The 15,484-nt window shown below is 66.3% G+C and carries 15 protein-coding genes; 8 read left to right on the top strand and 7 right to left on the bottom strand.

Annotated features, from left to right (window positions below):
- Positions 1-117 precede the first annotated feature (117 nt).
- Complete coding sequence (gene pepN / locus IV454_RS18305; RefSeq protein WP_206087240.1) at positions 118-2,754, top strand: aminopeptidase N; 2,637 nt, start codon at positions 118-120, stop codon at positions 2,752-2,754.
- Between the two features lie 54 nt (positions 2,755-2,808).
- Here the strand turns inward: pepN and yiaA are convergent, their stop codons facing one another.
- From yiaA to IV454_RS18275, 6 genes are all read right to left on the bottom strand, one after another.
- Positions 2,809-3,243 carry an inner membrane protein YiaA gene (yiaA, locus tag IV454_RS18300; protein ID WP_206087239.1) on the bottom strand — a complete coding sequence of 145 codons (435 nt, stop codon included), beginning with the start codon at positions 3,241-3,243 and terminating at the stop codon, positions 2,809-2,811.
- A gap of 21 nt (positions 3,244-3,264) precedes the next feature.
- Positions 3,265-3,639, bottom strand: coding sequence for a fluoride efflux transporter CrcB (gene crcB, locus IV454_RS18295; protein ID WP_206087238.1), 375 nt, complete (start codon positions 3,637-3,639; stop codon positions 3,265-3,267).
- On the bottom strand, positions 3,636-4,106 hold the full coding sequence (gene moaE / locus IV454_RS18290) for a molybdopterin synthase catalytic subunit MoaE (protein WP_370663752.1): 471 nt from the start codon (positions 4,104-4,106) through the stop codon (positions 3,636-3,638). The genes crcB and moaE overlap by 4 nt, the downstream gene beginning before the upstream one ends.
- Positions 4,103-6,652 carry a DUF349 domain-containing protein gene (locus IV454_RS18285; RefSeq protein WP_206087237.1) on the bottom strand — a complete coding sequence of 850 codons (2,550 nt, stop codon included), beginning with the start codon at positions 6,650-6,652 and terminating at the stop codon, positions 4,103-4,105. Before IV454_RS18285 ends, moaE begins: the two co-directional genes overlap by 4 nt.
- Before the next feature lie 244 nt (positions 6,653-6,896).
- Positions 6,897-7,511: a hypothetical protein gene (locus IV454_RS18280; RefSeq protein WP_054267214.1), complete on the bottom strand. Its 615-nt coding sequence runs from the start codon at positions 7,509-7,511 to the stop codon at positions 6,897-6,899.
- 9 nt (positions 7,512-7,520) lie between these two features.
- Positions 7,521-7,883 (bottom strand): hypothetical protein, encoded by a 363-nt coding sequence (locus tag IV454_RS18275; protein ID WP_206087236.1) that lies wholly within the window; start codon positions 7,881-7,883, stop codon positions 7,521-7,523.
- Between the two features lie 149 nt (positions 7,884-8,032).
- Here IV454_RS18275 and IV454_RS18270 point away from each other — a divergent pair, with 149 nt between their 5' ends.
- The 3 genes from IV454_RS18270 to IV454_RS18260 all read left to right on the top strand — a co-directional run bounded on the left by IV454_RS18270 (position 8,033) and on the right by IV454_RS18260 (position 12,023).
- Positions 8,033-10,954, top strand: coding sequence for a PAS domain S-box protein (locus tag IV454_RS18270; protein WP_229521691.1), 2,922 nt, complete (start codon positions 8,033-8,035; stop codon positions 10,952-10,954).
- Positions 10,955-11,067: 113 nt separating this feature from the next.
- Positions 11,068-11,601: a hypothetical protein gene (locus IV454_RS18265; RefSeq protein WP_206087234.1), complete on the top strand. Its 534-nt coding sequence runs from the start codon at positions 11,068-11,070 to the stop codon at positions 11,599-11,601.
- Positions 11,592-12,023, top strand: a complete 432-nt coding sequence (locus IV454_RS18260) for a PIN domain-containing protein (RefSeq protein ID WP_206087233.1) — start codon at positions 11,592-11,594, stop codon at positions 12,021-12,023. The genes IV454_RS18265 and IV454_RS18260 overlap by 10 nt, the downstream gene beginning before the upstream one ends.
- A gap of 9 nt (positions 12,024-12,032) precedes the next feature.
- On the opposite strand, the gene IV454_RS18255 is transcribed toward IV454_RS18260, so the two are convergent.
- Positions 12,033-12,185 (bottom strand): hypothetical protein, encoded by a 153-nt coding sequence (locus IV454_RS18255; protein WP_167084813.1) that lies wholly within the window; start codon positions 12,183-12,185, stop codon positions 12,033-12,035.
- 125 nt (positions 12,186-12,310) lie between these two features.
- Here IV454_RS18255 and IV454_RS18250 point away from each other — a divergent pair, with 125 nt between their 5' ends.
- From IV454_RS18250 to IV454_RS18235, 4 genes are all read left to right on the top strand, one after another.
- Positions 12,311-12,523: a hypothetical protein gene (locus tag IV454_RS18250; RefSeq protein ID WP_099882488.1), complete on the top strand. Its 213-nt coding sequence runs from the start codon at positions 12,311-12,313 to the stop codon at positions 12,521-12,523.
- A gap of 104 nt (positions 12,524-12,627) precedes the next feature.
- Positions 12,628-13,467, top strand: a complete 840-nt coding sequence (locus IV454_RS18245; RefSeq protein WP_206087232.1) for a hypothetical protein — start codon at positions 12,628-12,630, stop codon at positions 13,465-13,467.
- Positions 13,468-13,565: 98 nt separating this feature from the next.
- Positions 13,566-14,723 (top strand): methyltransferase, encoded by a 1,158-nt coding sequence (locus IV454_RS18240; protein WP_206087231.1) that lies wholly within the window; start codon positions 13,566-13,568, stop codon positions 14,721-14,723.
- Positions 14,702-15,478, top strand: coding sequence for a substrate-binding periplasmic protein (locus tag IV454_RS18235; protein WP_206087230.1), 777 nt, complete (start codon positions 14,702-14,704; stop codon positions 15,476-15,478). The genes IV454_RS18240 and IV454_RS18235 overlap by 22 nt, the downstream gene beginning before the upstream one ends.
- Positions 15,479-15,484 lie beyond the last annotated feature (6 nt).

Below are 15,484 nucleotides of genomic sequence, written 5' to 3'. Positions count from 1 at the left end.
TGTGATTAACTTGATTCAAAGATTGGGCCGTGCCGGGCTTTTTCAAGGCACGCACGCCAATCAAGCCGATTGCCTATGATATTCTTGCGCTCTTGAAATTTATATTGGGATGCCGCCTTGTCTATTCCTCGCCTGCGCGCCCTGGGCGCCCTCCTTCTGGCCAGCGCCGCCTGTGCGGCCGCGCCGGTGCCGGCGCCGGTGCGCGCCGACGCCCTCACCCAGGCCGAGGCGGCCGCGCGCTCGAAGCGCATCGCCAACGTGGCGTATCTGCTCGACTTCACCTTGAGCGGCCAGGATACCTTCAGCGGCACCAGTACCCTGCAGTTCGACCTGAGCGACGCGCGCTCGCCCATCACGGTCGACCTGGACAAGGCCAGCATCACCGCCCTCACGGTCAACGGCGTGGCGCGCGCGCCGCAGTACAACAAGGCTTACATCACGATCGCGGCGCGCGACCTCAAGGCGGGCCGCAACAGCATCACGGTGAGCTACCAGCGCGCCCACAGCACCAATGGCGAAGGGCTGCACCGCATGGTCGACCCGGTCGACGGCAAGGTCTACACCTACTCGCATTTCGAGCCGGCGGCGGCGAGCCAGATGTTCGCCCTGTTCGACCAGCCCGACCTGAAGGCGACCTATCAACTCAAGGTGACCGCGCCGGCCGACTGGCAAGTGGTCTCCACCAAGCGCGAAAGCGCCATCGAGGAGCGCGGCGCCACGCGGCGCTGGACCTTCCCGGCCACCAGGCAACTGTCTGCCTACAATTTTTCCATGCACGCGGGTCCGTACAAGGTCTGGGAAGACAACAGCGGCCCGTATCCGATGCGCCTGTTCGCGCGCCAGTCGGTGGCCGCGCAGGTCTCGCCCGCCGACTGGTTCAAGTACACAAAACAAGGCCTGGCTTACTTCGACAATTACTTCGGCGTTCCCTACCAGTTCGAAAAATACGACCAGCTGATGGTGCCCGACTTCCTGTACGGGGCCATGGAAAACGCGGCCGCGGTCACCTTCGCCGAAGACGGCTTCCTGTACAAGGCGGCCATGACCGGCGCCCAGCGCGAAAGCCTGGCCGAAGTGATCCTGCACGAGATGGCGCACCAGTGGTTCGGCGACCTGGTGACCATGAAATGGTGGAACGGCCTGTGGCTCAACGAAAGCTTCGCCTCCTTCATGGCGGCCATGGCGAGCGCCGAATCGACCGAGTTCACCGGCGCCTGGCAAACCTTTTATTCGGAAGGCAAGCAGGAAGCCTATGTGCAGGACCAGAGCCCGGCCACCCACCCGATCGAGGTGCCGGTTGTGTCGAGCGCGAATGCGTTCGACAACATCGATGCGATCACCTACTCGAAAGGCGCGTCGACCCTCAAGCAGCTGCGCCATTTGCTGGGCGAAGAAGTGTTCCGCAAGGGCGTGCACAACTACCTCGTGAAATACCAGTACAAGAACGCGCAGCTCGATGACTTCATCGGCAGCCTGGGCGACGCCGCCGGGCGCGACCTCAAGCCGTGGACCAGGCAATGGCTGTACAAGGCCGGCGTGAACACCCTGGCGGCCGAGTACCGCTGCAGCGCCGGCAAGGTCGCCAGCTTCACCTTGCGCCAGGGCGCCACGGCGGCGCTGCCGACCCTGCGCGAGCAGCGCGTGCAGGTCGCGACCTTCGTCCTGGAAGACGGCAAGCTCACGCCTGGGGCAACCGTGCCGGTCACCTACAGCGGCGCGGCGACCACGGTGCCGGCCCTGGTGGGCAGCGCCTGCCCCGACCTGGTGTATCCGAACTACCAGGACTGGGGCTACGTCAAGGTCAAGCTGGACAAGCGCTCGTTCGCTACCATCGGCAGCCACTTGGGCGCCATCGACGAGCCGCTGCTGCGCGCGATGATGTGGCAAAGCCTGTGGGACGGCGTGCGCGACGGCGAACTGCCCTTGGAAAGCTTCATCCAGACGGCCTTGACCTACGCCCCGCTCGAAAAAAACTACAATCTGCTCGGCGACGTGCTGGGCAAGGTGGCGGGCGCCAAGCACTACATCGACGTCATGCACGCGCCGCCGCGCTACGCGCAAAAGACCATCGCCGCGCTGGAAGAAATGGCGTGGAGCGGCGTGTCGGCGAGCAAGGGCAACGCCAACTTCACGCACCGCTGGATGAACGCTTACCTGAACGCGGCCACCACCCCGCAAGCCTTGGTGCGGCTGGTATCGGTCCTGAACGGCGACACCGTGCTCGAAGGCGTGCCGCTCGACCAGGACCTGCGCTGGAAGATCATCGAAGCGCTGAGCCGGGCCGGCTATGGCGGCAGTGCGGCCTTGCTTGCCGCCGAACAGGCGCGCGACAATTCCGATGCCGGCCAGGCGGCCGCGCTGCGCGCCACCGTGATCCGGCCCGACCCCGCCGTCAAGCAGCAGTGGCTGGACACGATCATGGACTTGAAAACCACCTTGCCATTTTCGCGGGTGCGCACGGCGATGGAAAACCTGTATCCGCCCGAGCAGCGCGCCTTGAGCGAAATGAGCGCGGCGCAGCGCCTGCGCCAGTTGCCGGCACTCGACAAGGCGGCCGGCCCGGTTTACATGCGCGCCTGGGCCGCGACCCTGATACCGAAGGACTGCACGCCGGCCAGCGTCGAGCGCCTGGCAAAGGCAGGCAGGCAATTGAAGGGATTATCGGAAGGGACGATGCGCGCCCTGCGCGACCAGCACGAAAACGAGCAGCGCTGCCTGGCGGTCAGGAAGGCGATGAAGTTCCCTCAGCAGTGACGCAACGATGATGCGCTTGCCGGGCCGTGTTGCGCGGCCCGGCCCGGCGTGGCCTTACTCCTTGCCCGAATCGACGTACACGTCTTTCGGGTCCGCCAGCGCCACATCGCGCACGTTCTTTTGCACGGCCACCGCGGCGAACAGGCTCAGGACGAAGGACATCGCATAGAATCCCTTCTCGCTCTGCGCCAGGGTGGCGTTCCACAAGCCCACCGTCAGCAGCAGCACCGACAGCAGCAAGGACACCCAGCACAGCGCAAAGTAGATACCCGTGACCTTCACGCCTTCGAGGCGGTCGCGCACCGATTTTTGCAGCGACACGGCGGCGAACAGCCCGTACATCAGCAAGGTGAAGTAATAGCCGCGTTCATTGAGCTGCATCGTCGAGTTCCACAGTCCGATGAGGAAGGTGCCGGCGCCGACGAACAGGGCCGCCCAGGATGCGCCGATAAAGGCACCGGTAGGACGTTGCGGCAATTGCTTGGACATTGAATTCTCCTTGGTTTGACATCACGTTGATAATGCGCGCCAGCTTGCATGGCCGGCGATACAGCAGGTAATCGATCCGGCCAGGTGCAGCGCCGAATGCGCCAGCGCCCAGCCATAGTCGCCGCGTTCGAGCAGCACCATCGCTTCGCCCGAAAAAGTGGAAAATGTCGTCAGCCCGCCCAGGAAACCGGTCACCGCGAACAGGCGCCACTCAGGCGGCAGTTGCGGGTGCGCCGCGAAAAAGCCGAGCGCCACGCCGATCAGGTAACCGCCGCCGAGATTCACGGCCAGGGTGCCGAGCGGCAGTTTCGGGTGCAGGGCACCCAGCCACAGTCCCAGCCCCCAGCGCAGCCACGCACCGAGCGCGGCTCCGACGCCGACGGCGACAAAATTCATGGGCCAGTCCGATGCGCGGTCCACTTGGCCAGCGCGGCATCGTCGGTCACGCGCGCGTCGACCCAGCGCGCGCCGTCCGGCGTTTGCTCCTTCTTCCAGAACGGGGCGTCGGTCTTGAGGTAATCGATGATGAACTCGCAGGCGGCGAACGCCTCGCCGCGGTGCGCCGCGGTGCACGCCACCAGCACGATCTGGTCGAGCGGCGCCAGCGGCCCGACCCGGTGCACCACCAGCGCGCCATACAAAGGCCAGCGTTCGCCGGCCTGCGCCACGATCTTTTCCAGCGCCTGCTCGGTCATGCCGGGATAGTGTTCGAGCTCCATGGCGGCCACCGTGGCGCCGTCGTTCATGTCGCGCACGGTGCCGACAAAGGTGACGACCGCGCCGATGCGCGCATCCTGCGCGCGCAGCGCCGCCATTTCGGTACTCAGGTCGAAGTCGGCGCTCTGGACCCGCACCGCCATCATTTGCCGTCCCTGGCGATGCGCGTGAACAGGTGCTCGATGCGCGACGCGGTGCGGTCGTCGACCAGGGCCGGCATGGCGCACAGCTGCAGGAACTGGGCCGCCTGGTTGCCCGGCTTCTGGCCCGACTTGAGCGACGACTGCAAGGTTTCGACCTGCAGTTTCAGGCGCTCGCGCGCGAATTCGCTGCCGCTGTCGATGCCGGCCGCGATTTCGAGGCGCAGGACTTCGTGCAGCAGCGGCGCGCGGTTCTTTTCAAGCAGGGCGGCAAAGGCGGCCCTGCCCTCGCCGCGCGCGGCCAGCGCCGCATCGAAGCGTGCCTTGAGCGTGCGTTCGTAGTTGGCGTCCAGCGCCGGCAAGGCGCTCCAGCGCGCGGCCCAGTCGATGCTGTCGGCATCAGGGCCGCCGGCGGCGACCTGCGCTTCGAGTTCCTGGCACAGGCGCAGCTTGTCGCGCAGCGCGCTGGCCTGGGCGCGGCTGGCGTCGCGCTTGGCGGCGTCCACATGATGCTGCAGCGCGGCGATGGCGGCGTGATAGCGTTTCTCGACCTTCGCTTCGTGGGCGCGCGGGACGGCGCCGATGGCGTTCCATTCGGCGGCCGCTTCGCGCAACAGTTTGGCGGCCTGGGCGGCAACGCCAGGCTCGCTGGCGGCGTGTTCGAGGCGCGCGCTGATCGCGTCCTTGGCTTCCTGGTGGCTGCGCCGTTCGGCATCGGCCGCGTTGGCGCTTTCCTTGCGGCGCGCGAAGACGGCATCGCAGGCGGCGCGGAATTTCTGCCAAAGCGCCTGCTCGGACTTGCGTTCGAGCGGCAGCGCGCGCGCGTGTTCCTGCCAGCGTTCCTGCAACGCGCGCAGGGTGTCGAGCGCGTGGCGGTCGTGCGCGTCGAGCGCGGCCACCTGGGCGATCATCGCTTCGCGTTCGGCCACTTCGTTCTTGCGCTGCTGTTCCAGCGGCGCCTGCAAGGTGTTAAGCGCATCGGTGAATTCCTGGTCGAGGCGCTTCTTTTCCTTGCGGTCGATCGCGCCCAGGTGGCTCCACGCCAGGCGCATGCGCTGCACGGTGGCCGCCATGTGCTTCCAGTCGACGCTCTCGCCTTCGGCCAGCTTGGCTGTTTCGAGCGCCGCTTCGGCGATCAGGGCTTGCGCCTTGGCCGCGTTGGTGTGGCGTTCGTCGGCCAGGTGCTTGAAGTGGGCGGCGGCGGGCGCGTAGGCGGCGCTGCAGGCGGCATCAAAGCGCTCCCACAGGCTTTTCGGCGCGGCCCCGGACAAGGTGTCGAGCGCCTTCCAGCGTTCGCGCATGCTGCCGACTTTCTTGGCCAGTTCGCTCATCGCCAGTTTTTGCGTGACGAGCTGCTCGACCGCCTTGATCAATTCCTCGCGCGAGACGTTGCCGCCCCAGCGCGCCCAGTCCGACAGGCGTTTGAGTTCGGCGCGCGCGTGCGCCAGGCGGTCGGCCAGGGCTGGCGTCAAGCGCGTACCCTTGCTGTCCTTGAGGATCTTGTCCATGTCGGCGGCGCTGCCGAGCGAGCCTTGCTGCAGGGCCGCTTCCATGGCGTCGAGCGTGTCGATGAAATGCTGGTCGGGCGCCTGCGCCGGCGCGCCCTTGCGCGCTTCCTTCGGCTTGTGCGCCGAGGGGGCCGGAGCCGGCAGGGAAGCGAGCAGCACCTCGAAGCGCTGCTGCAGGTCGGCGGCGGCGTCCTTTGGTGCTGGCGGCAGCTGCTGCCAGGCTTTTTTCAGTTGTTCCTGGTTGAACGCGCCGGGCGGCGTGGCGCGCCATTCGGCCAGCGCGGTTTCGCGCGCGATCACGGCCGACTGGCCCTGCTCCAGCGCGCCCAGCGAGGCGGTCAGGCGCGCATGCTCGGAAGCGAATTCATTGGTCAGGCTGCGCGGCAGCGAAGTGTGTTCCGGTGCGGCCAGCGCAGCCGCGTGGGCCTGCGCCATCTGTTCCAGGCGCTCGCCCAGCTCGGCGGCGCGCAAGTCGCTGCTGCCTAAGGCGCGCAAGGCGGTCAGGCTGTCGATCATGGCGCGCTGCAAGCTCACCTGGGCTTCCAGGCGCTGCGCCAGTTGGGCGCGGATGCCATCGAACTGCCCGGCCAGTTCCGGCGCGGCGATCACCGACCAGCGGCGGTCCAGGTCGGCAACCTGGTTGGGCGAGAGCTTCTCGTCCTTGAGCAAGGCTTGCGCTTGCTCGATGCAAGCCTGGCCGCGTACAAGCTCGGCCTGATGGTGGCGCAGCGCATCGAGGCGCGACTGCATGAGCTTGGCGACGCGGCGGTCGGTATTGCGCATGGCCGCGTGCACTCTGTCGAGCGCGGCGGCCGAGTGAACGTGCTCGGCGGCGGCAAGGCGCAGCTCGGAAAAGTCGGATTGCAGGATGAACTCGACGGCGGCGGCTTCATCGCCGGCCAGCGCGGCTACCTTTTCGGCCTGCTGGGCCCGCAGCGCGCTGGTCTGCGCGGCTGCCGGAGCTGGGTGAGGGCTGGCCTGCGCGGACTTCCCGGCAGGGGTGTCGGACTTGTCGGCCGGTCGCTTGAAAAGGAATTCGAACATGACGTGATATCAACCATTCAAAACCACCATCATAGCAAGAATGGCGCGGAAAGCACGCGATCGGAAGGAGTATTAATGCGCGATACCACGGGTGGCTGGCGCGGCCGGGCCAGGGGGGGGCGGCGCGGACCGGACCTGCCCGCGGCAATCGAGGTACTCCGGCGCCGGCGCGGGGTGTGAAAAGCCGCCGCGCGCAGGAAAGCGCAGCTTGCAGCGTGCGGCGGGCAGCGTGCCGCGGGGCGCTTCAATGCGCGAAATGCGGCGCGAGGCGGCGCTCGCGCCCGTCGTCGACCCGCTCGCACTCGCCATCGTGCCCGCGCCGGGACAGCACGATCGCCTGGCGCGACGGCTTGCGCTCCTGCACATGGGCGTCGTGCGCGAGCATTTGGTTGGCGATGGAAAACCACGCTTCGCCGGAAATGACGGCCCGGGCGACAGGAAACAGCTCGCGCTCCTCGCGTTCGAGGCGCTTGAGGGTGGCGCTGCAAAACGCTTCCAGCGCGGCGCAGAACTGGGCCACGCCGGCATAGGTATCGAGCGCCTGGAAGCCGAGCCGCACCACCAGCACGCCCACCGCGTCGGCGGCGGCGCGGCCCAGTTCTTCGAGGTCGAGCAGCAGCCGGTCGGCGGCGGGACTGGCCTTGCGGATGACCGGTACCAGGAACATGTCGATCTTGCGCCAGTGGCAATTTTCGTACAAACGCTGGACGGTGTCGCAGGCGGCGCCAACCTGCCCCGCGGCAAGCGCATTCTGATGCGCGAACGTCGAGTGAAGCAGCTTTTGCAAGTCCTGCACCTGCGTGCGAATCTTCGCTTGCTCGACAGACAGTGCAACCAGGGTATATGTCGCCGTTAACATTCGGTCTCCTCAAAAGTTGCCCGCATACGCAAGATCCTGACGCTGGAAGCGCCGGAGAGCCTGGCTGGAGTCGTGTGTTTTGGCAGGCTTGGAGTTGTTCTTTATGAACTTTTGCATCAGCCCGGAGAAATCAGTGTAAAGAACTCCGACACCGCAGGTTTGATCTAGCGCAAGGCGTGCGCCATCAGTGGATTTCTCATCGGCACAAGCGCAACGTATCGCCGCCTGAGGCGCCCGCAACAGGCCAGCGGCGCGCCAATGTAGTGACGAAACGCCACGCTTTGTTCTTTCGCCCAAGATTTTTTCGAGTGCACCAACCAAACGGCCGGCATTTGCGCGCAGAATGTCAGTTACGGTGCTGCCGAATTTCAAGCATTTCCAGCCTCGCCACGTCATTTCTTTTGATGCCAACCAACCATCAGGGGACGCCTATTCCTTCCGCCAGCGTATTTCGCCGATCAGCCAGGCGCCTGTTCCGGATCCTGCTGCTCCCCTGCTTCGCGCTGTCGCTGGCGGCGGCCATGTGGATCACCCTGTATCACCAGATGGGGGTCGAGCGCGACGCCGCCCATCACGACGCAGTACTGTCGAGCCAAGCCTTGGCGCGCGTGCTGTCCGAGCATGTCAGCCACATCCTGCGCCAGAGCGACCACGCGACCCAACTTTTCAAGCTCAAGTACGAGGAAACCCAGGGCAGCCTGCGCCTGCCCGAATTTTCCCAGCGCAACGGCCTGCTCGACAGCGTGCTGCCGGCCAAGCTCAACCTGCCGATGGCCCTGCTCGACCGCCACGGCATGCTGCTCGACAGCGCCAACGGCTTTAACAGCGGTCCCGGCCCCACCGCCGCCACCTCCTGGTTCCTCGCGCTCGCGGGCGGGGCCGGCGATGCCTCCCAATTCTCGACCCCGGTGGTCGAGCCGCGCAGCGGCAAGTGGCTGATCCAGATCGCGCGCCGCCTCGACAACGCCGACGGCAGCTTCGCCGGCGTTATCGTGATCATGATCGACCCGCTCTACTTCGTCGACGACTACGACAGGGTCAGCGTCGACGACGAGGCCGCCCTGTTCCTGTGGGCGCACGGTGCCCATCTCACGATCGGGCGCGTGGGCGAGCGCCTGTTCGTGGGCGAACGCCTCGATTTTCGCGCGCGCAAGGGGGCCGGCGCCCTCGCCGGCGAACTCGAACCGAACGCGCCGCCGGACCGCATCGCGCGCATCTACAGCTACAGCGACATGGACCGCTACGCCCTGGTGGCGGTGGTAGGCATCACCGAGCGCGCCGCGATGGAAAAATTCGAGCGCCACCGCATCCGCTACCTGTGGATAGCGCTGGCCGTGACCCTGGGCATCGTCGCGGTGACGGCGCTGCTGATGCGCCAGAGCGCGCGCCTGCGCGCCAGCATGCGCGCCGCGCGCGACGCCCAGGCCACCTCGCGCGCGGCCGCCGAGGGCAGCCTCGATGGCGTCATGTTCCTCAAGGCGCGCCGCGACGCCGGCGGCATCATCACCGACTTCGTCGTCGCCGACATCAACGACAAGGGCGCGGCCATGCTGGGCCACACGCGCGCCGCCGTCACCGGACAGGGCATCCTGCCGCTGCTGCCGCGCGACGTCGACCCGCCGTTCCTCGAACGCTACGCCCGCGTGCTGATCGAATTGCAGCCGCTCGAAGAAGAAGTCGAACTGCGCGCCCCCGGCGAGCGGGCAGTATGGATCCGCCATCAGATCGTGCCGATTCCGGATGGGGTGGCGGTGAGCTGGCGCGACATCAGCGCGCGCAAGCTGGCCGAACTCGAAATCAGCGGCAACCGCGGTTTCCTGCAGTCGCTGATCGAACACCTGCCGCTGCTCATTTACGTCAAGAGCGTGCGCCCGGCCAGCTTCGGCACCATGGTGGTGTGGAACAAGGCCGCCGAAGCGGCCACCGGCTACGCCGCCGACGACGTGATCGGCAAGACCGACTGCGTCGCCTTCGCCCCCGATTTCGCCCTGTGCAGCCTGGAGGAAGACCGCGCCATGATGGCCAGTCCGGCGGCGGTCGACTTGCCCGAAAAACCGCTGCGCCGGCCCGACGGCGAACTGCGCTACCTGCACACGGTGTCGGTACCGCTGTTCGACAACGCCGGCGCCATCGAATACATCCTGTGCATCGCCGAGGACGTGACCCGGCGCCATGAGCAGGAACAGAACCTGCGCAACAGCGAAGCGCAGCTGACCGCGATCACCAACGCTTCCCCGCTCGGCCTGATCCGCGCCGACCTGCGCGGCAACTGCACCTACGTCAACCGCATGTTCGAAACCATCACCGGCCTCACGCGCGAGCAGGCGCTGGGCCGCGGCTGGACCCAGGCGCTTCATCCGGAGGAGCGCGACAGCCTCAATGCGATCTTCCAGCACCAGCGCAGGAACCCCGAACCGTTCAAGAAAGTGGTGCGCTGCCTGCGTCCGGACGGCAGCCTGGTATGGACATCGGTCAAGGTGGCGGCGGTGCGCATCGGCGAACGCATCGAAGGTTTTGTCGGCACCATCGACGACATCACCACCCTGCGCGAAGCCGAACTGGCGCTGCGCGAAAGCGAGGCGCGCCTGCGCACCATTGCCGATACCTTGCCGGCCATGGTGGCCTACATCGACGCCAACCAGGTCTATCGCTTCCACAACCTGGCTTACCACCGCGAATTCGGGCGCGATGGCGCGGCCGTGCCGGGCATGACGGTGCGCCAGACCGTTGGCGAGCAGCGTTTCGCCACGCTCGAACCGTACATCCTGCGCGCGCTCAAGGGTGAAACCCTGGTGTTCGAGGAACACGACGAGAGCGAAGGTACCGAGCGCACGCTCGAAGTGACCTACATTCCGCAACTGGGCGAAGACGGCGCGACGGTGGTCGGCTTTCACGTCATGCGCCAGGACATCACCTCGCAAAAGCGCGAGAAAAAGCGCTTGCTGAAACTGGCCCAGGTCGACGCCCTGACCGGGCTGGCCAACCGCGCGGGCTTCCTGCATAAACTCAGCGTGGCGATGCGCGAGAGCGCCGACGACGGCCATCTGATGGCGCTGATGTACATGGACGTCGACCATTTCAAGCCGGTCAACGATACCTACGGCCACCATGTGGGCGACGCCCTGCTCAAGGCGTTTTCGGCACGCCTGACGCAGACCCTGCGCGCCAGCGATACCGTGGCGCGCCTGGGCGGCGACGAATTCACCATCATCATGGAAAAGCTGGCGCGCCCGGAAGATGCGCAAGCCATCGCGGCCAAGATCGTCAGCGCGATGCAGGCGCCGTTCGAGCTGGGAACGGTCACGGTATCGGTCTCTGCCAGCATCGGGCTGGCCTACTTCAGCGGCGGCACGCTCGAACCGGACGCGCTGCTGCAGCAGGCCGACATGCAGCTGTACCAGGCCAAGCAGGCCGGGCGCAATACCTGGCGCGCCGCGGCCTGAGCGGCCTGTTTTCTCCGTCGGCAATCCTGTCGAATTTTGTCGCGAAGCGCCGGGTCGTGCTGGCCGAATTGCGCTAGACTGAACTGGCATGCATCGACAAGCGGGAGCAAAAGATGAGCTCACTTTATGAAAAAGACTGCGCTTTCACGCCGGAGAAGGAGCAGGCTTGCGCCGCCGGTCCCTTGCACGACGACGGCCAGGAGCGGCTGGCCGGGAGCGGGCCTCGTACCTCGCCGGCGCCATCGTTCTCGGCGCATTTCCATTTGACCTGTGTCACAACATTCCGTGGAACCGGAAACAGCGTCGAGAACAAGCATGTCCTTCAATTTTCCTGTTCCGGTACGCCCGCGGCGGGTGCGCCTGTTGCAGCGGCGCGCACATCGCTCAACTGCGATATCGACGTCAAGGGTGAATGCGACGAGTCGCAGCCAGACATCGACCAGGGCGCGCCGGAAGACACGCTGGCTTCGCCCAATCCTTCCCAAGATGCTCCAGGCGGGCCGCAGGCTGCCGATGACGCATTGCAAAGCGAGCGAGCCAGGCGCCTTGCGGCACTCAATGCGGCGTTCGGCATGTGGAAGGATCGTGACGACACACCCAAAGACGGTCTTCAATACCAAATAGAGTCGAGGGCTGAATGGCGCTAGTCTTATTTGACACCAACATCCTGATCGACGCCCTGAATGGCATTCCTGAAGCCCTCCAGAAATTGGGTTATTACACCAATCCTGCCATCAGCGCAGTCACCTGGATGGAGCTGATTGCGGGGACGCCGCCTTCGGAGCAGACAGGCACGCGCGCATTCTTGGTGAGCGGCGGGTTCGAAGTCATTCAAACAGACGAAGCAATCATGCACGAGGCTGCGGCGATCCGTGGCGCGAGTATGCGCAGTCTGCCGAAGATCCCGTTACTGGACGCCATCATCCGTGCAACCGGAAATATCACGCGACGGCTGATCATCACCCGGAACAAAAAAGATTTTGTCGGCCCGAATATCCGCATCCCGTATGAACTCGAAACGCAGACCATCGTGCAGGTAATCAATGTGATGCCGCCGCCTGCGCAGTAAGTTATGCCTCTACCGCTTCGGCCGGACCGGGCGCGCCTTCTCCAGTTCCCAGCCCAGCTCGCGCCGGATGTCCTGCGGATCGGGCGGCGGACGGCGCTGGGCGATTTGCGCGCGCAGCCACTGGCGCACGCTTTCCTTGCTTGGTTGCTTGTCGGAGTTCATCTTGCTTCCTGTCTCGATCAGTTCGCCCGGGGGCCTGCTCCGTTAACGCTGTGCCAGGCCAGCAGTTGACTGCCTGCGCACATGCCGATGATAAAATGCGCGTTTTTTACGTTCGGACCTTCCCCATGTCAAAACCCGCCCGCGTGCTGACCTTCAAATGCGCCAACTGCGAGAAACCTGTCAAAGTCTTCCTGCAGAAAGTGTCCGCCTGTTCGCATATCCAGCCCTACCAGGGCGTGTGCGGCTGCGGTGTGCTGAAACGCCATGCCACAGGAAACAAGGACGCTGTTGAATCCTATCTCGCATCGCCGGAAGGGCAATGGTCCCATCACCATTGATTGAGATTCCTCAAGGCAATAAAAAAATAATAGAAAAATAACTAAAGTAATCGGCAAGACTGCCGTTATGGTCAGTAACGCAATTTTTTTATTGTCTGACCGCCATGTCCTTCTTGTCCGCCCTGAGCGCCCGTCCGCCCGCATCCACCCTCGCCCCTGCCGCCGCGCAGGCCGGTGGCAGGAGCGTCGGCGCGCAGCTGGCGCCGGCCAGCGGCAATGTCGCCGCGCGCCTGCCGGTGGTCGATCCGGTGTCCCTGTACAACGATAACGTCAACTTGTCCCCGCGCAGCTTGATGAACCGCGTGGATCAGCTGGCCACATCGACCGTCGATGTGGCCCAGAAATTTCTCGATACCTTCGTCGGCAAGCTGTTCGGCGATGCCGCCAAGGGTGCCAAGGTCAGCTTCGACGCGGTGTCGGTACAGGCGCAATCGGCGTTTTCGGCCTCGGCCACCCAGAGCGGCAATGTGCGCGCCAGTGCCTTTTCCCTGAACGAGAGCGCCAGCTTCATCGGCACCGGCCAGCTGGTCACGGCCGATGGCCAGACCTTCGATTTCGAGCTGGAGGTCAATTACGAGGCCAGCGCCAGCGTCGCCACCGAAACAACAGCACCCGCCGCCCGCCCGGCCCAGCTCGATGCGCCCGATGTGCTGGTGCTGACTGGCAAACCGCTGCCGCCGGTAAAGTTCCCCGGCAGCTTGAACGAACTGTTCAAACTGCTCGGGCGCGAACTGTCAGCGCCCGTCACCGGCACGGCCGGCGAGAATGGCGACAGCGTGGGCGGCAACCTGAGCCTGCGGCTGCTGCGCCTGGTCGACCGCGCCGCCCTGCTCGCCCCCCGTCCGCGCGCCGACGAACCGGCCGCCACTGCGCAAGAGCGCAACAAGGCGCTGGCCGGCGCCTACGGCGGCGCGGTCCCGGGCAGCATCTTCGCCAGCGCCTGAGCTCGGGCGCGGCCCACGTATAATAGTGATCCTGACGCCCCGTGCCCGCACGGGGCGCTTGCCGTTTCCCGTTTTTGCACCACTGACCGATCGCCCCCATGCAAGCTGAACACACTGCCGACGCCCCGGCGCGCATCCACTGGACCGAAGAAGGCCAGCCGCGTTCCGCGCGCTGGCGCTCCGAGAGCGGCATGCCGCCGCCGAAAAAAGTCGTCATCGCCGACGACAAAACCCCCGCCGACGTGGCCTACCGCCTCGCCTGCGAAGGCACCGCCCTGCTCTGGCGCGGCGACTTCCACAACGCGCGCCAGCTGCTGCAGGCGCTGGCGCGGCGCGCCGACCATAAAGGCGGACGCGCCAGGGCGCCCAAGGTCCCCGCCTCGCCGGCCGACGCCTTCCACCTGCACCGCCAGGCCCAGTCGCAGCGCGCGCGCACCCTGGCCATGCTGCTGCTGCCGTTCGAGGCCGACTACAGCGTGCCGCTGCGGCGCGCGCCGGACGTGAAGCAAGCCTGCAACGAAGCCTACGGCCGCGGCGACGAACCGTTCGTGGCATCGATGCGCGAACTGCTTGGCCTGATCGGCGCCCACGAGTGGCGCAAGAACGGGGTCGAGATCGCCGCGCTGGGCGCGCGCATCCACCCCCACTACGGCGTGTTTTCACCGATCCGCGGCGAGTACGTGGCGCTGGTGGCCGACGCGCCGCTGCCGCCCGCCTGCGCGCTGGCCTTCGATATCGGCACCGGCACCGGCGTGCTGGCGGCCCTGCTGGCGCAGCGCGGCGTGGGGAGGGTGGTGGCCACCGACATGGATGCGCGCGCCCTCTCCTGCGCGCGCGAAAACCTGCAGCGCCTCGGCGTGTCAGACTCTGTCGAGGTGGTCCAGGCCGACCTGTTCCCCGAGGGCCGCGCCAACCTCGTGGTATGCAATCCGCCCTGGTTGCCGGGGCGCCCGAGCTCCTCGATCGAATACGCGGTCTACGATCCGGACAGCCGCATGCTCAAGGGCTTTTTGAACGGCCTGGCGGCCCACCTGGCACAAGGCGGCGAGGGTTGGCTGATCCTGTCCGACCTGGCCGAGCACCTCGGCCTGCGCCCGCGCGAGCAGCTGCTGGCGCTGATCGCGGCCGGCGGCCTGCAAGTGATCGAGCGCCACGACGTGCGTCCCACCCATCCGCGCGCGGCCGATCCGAGCGACCCGCTGCACGCCGCGCGCGCCGCCGAACTGACATCGCTATGGCGTCTGCGCGCACTGTAACGGCGTTGCTGGCCGCCGCCGTCCTGCTCGCGAGCGCGCAGGCGCGCGCCTGCAGCCGGCCGCTGAACATGGTCAGCGAGGAATGGCCGCCCTACTCCTTCACCAACGAAGACAATCTCCAGACCGGCCTCGATATGGACATGGCCAAGGCCATCCTCAAGGAAGCCGGCTGCACCCTGGTGACGGCGCCGCCGCTGCCGACGGTGCGGCGCATGCTGCTGTTCGAGCGCGGCGACTTCAACCTGATGCTGGCCGCCACCGACACACCCGAGCGGCGCCGTTTCGCGCGCTTTTCCGACGCCTACCGCAACGAGACGGTGGCGCTGTTCGTGCTGGCGCGCGACTATGCGCGCTACGCCGCCATCGGCGGCATGGCGGCGCTGGCGCGTGGCGAGAGCGCCGTGCTGGTGCCGCGCGTGGGCTGGTACGGGACCGACTTCGCGCACGCCGCACCTGGCCTGCGCGCCAGTGGACGCCTGTTCGATTTCGGCACCTTCGAGCAGGGCGTGCGCATGCTGGGCGCCGGACGCGCGCCGCTGATCATGGGCGACCGCGCCGCCGTGCTGTACGAAGCGCAGCGCCAGAAGCTGGTGCTGCGCCAGCTGCCGTTTGTCGTGCATCAGGCGCCGGTGCACCTGATGCTCAGCCGCGCCAGCACCACGCAGGACGACCTGGCGCGCGTGAACGCCGCCATCGCGCGGCTGGAGAAAAACGGCACTCTGCAAGCGCTGCGCGAACGCTACGGTTTGCGCTGACGAGGC

The sequence above is a fragment of the Massilia antarctica genome, from assembly GCF_015689335.1.
Taxonomy (GTDB): Bacteria; Pseudomonadota; Gammaproteobacteria; order Burkholderiales; family Burkholderiaceae_D; genus Telluria_A; species Telluria_A antarctica.
Note: the sequence above shows the minus strand (reverse complement) of the source record. Positions and strands in the feature narration are given on the sequence as shown.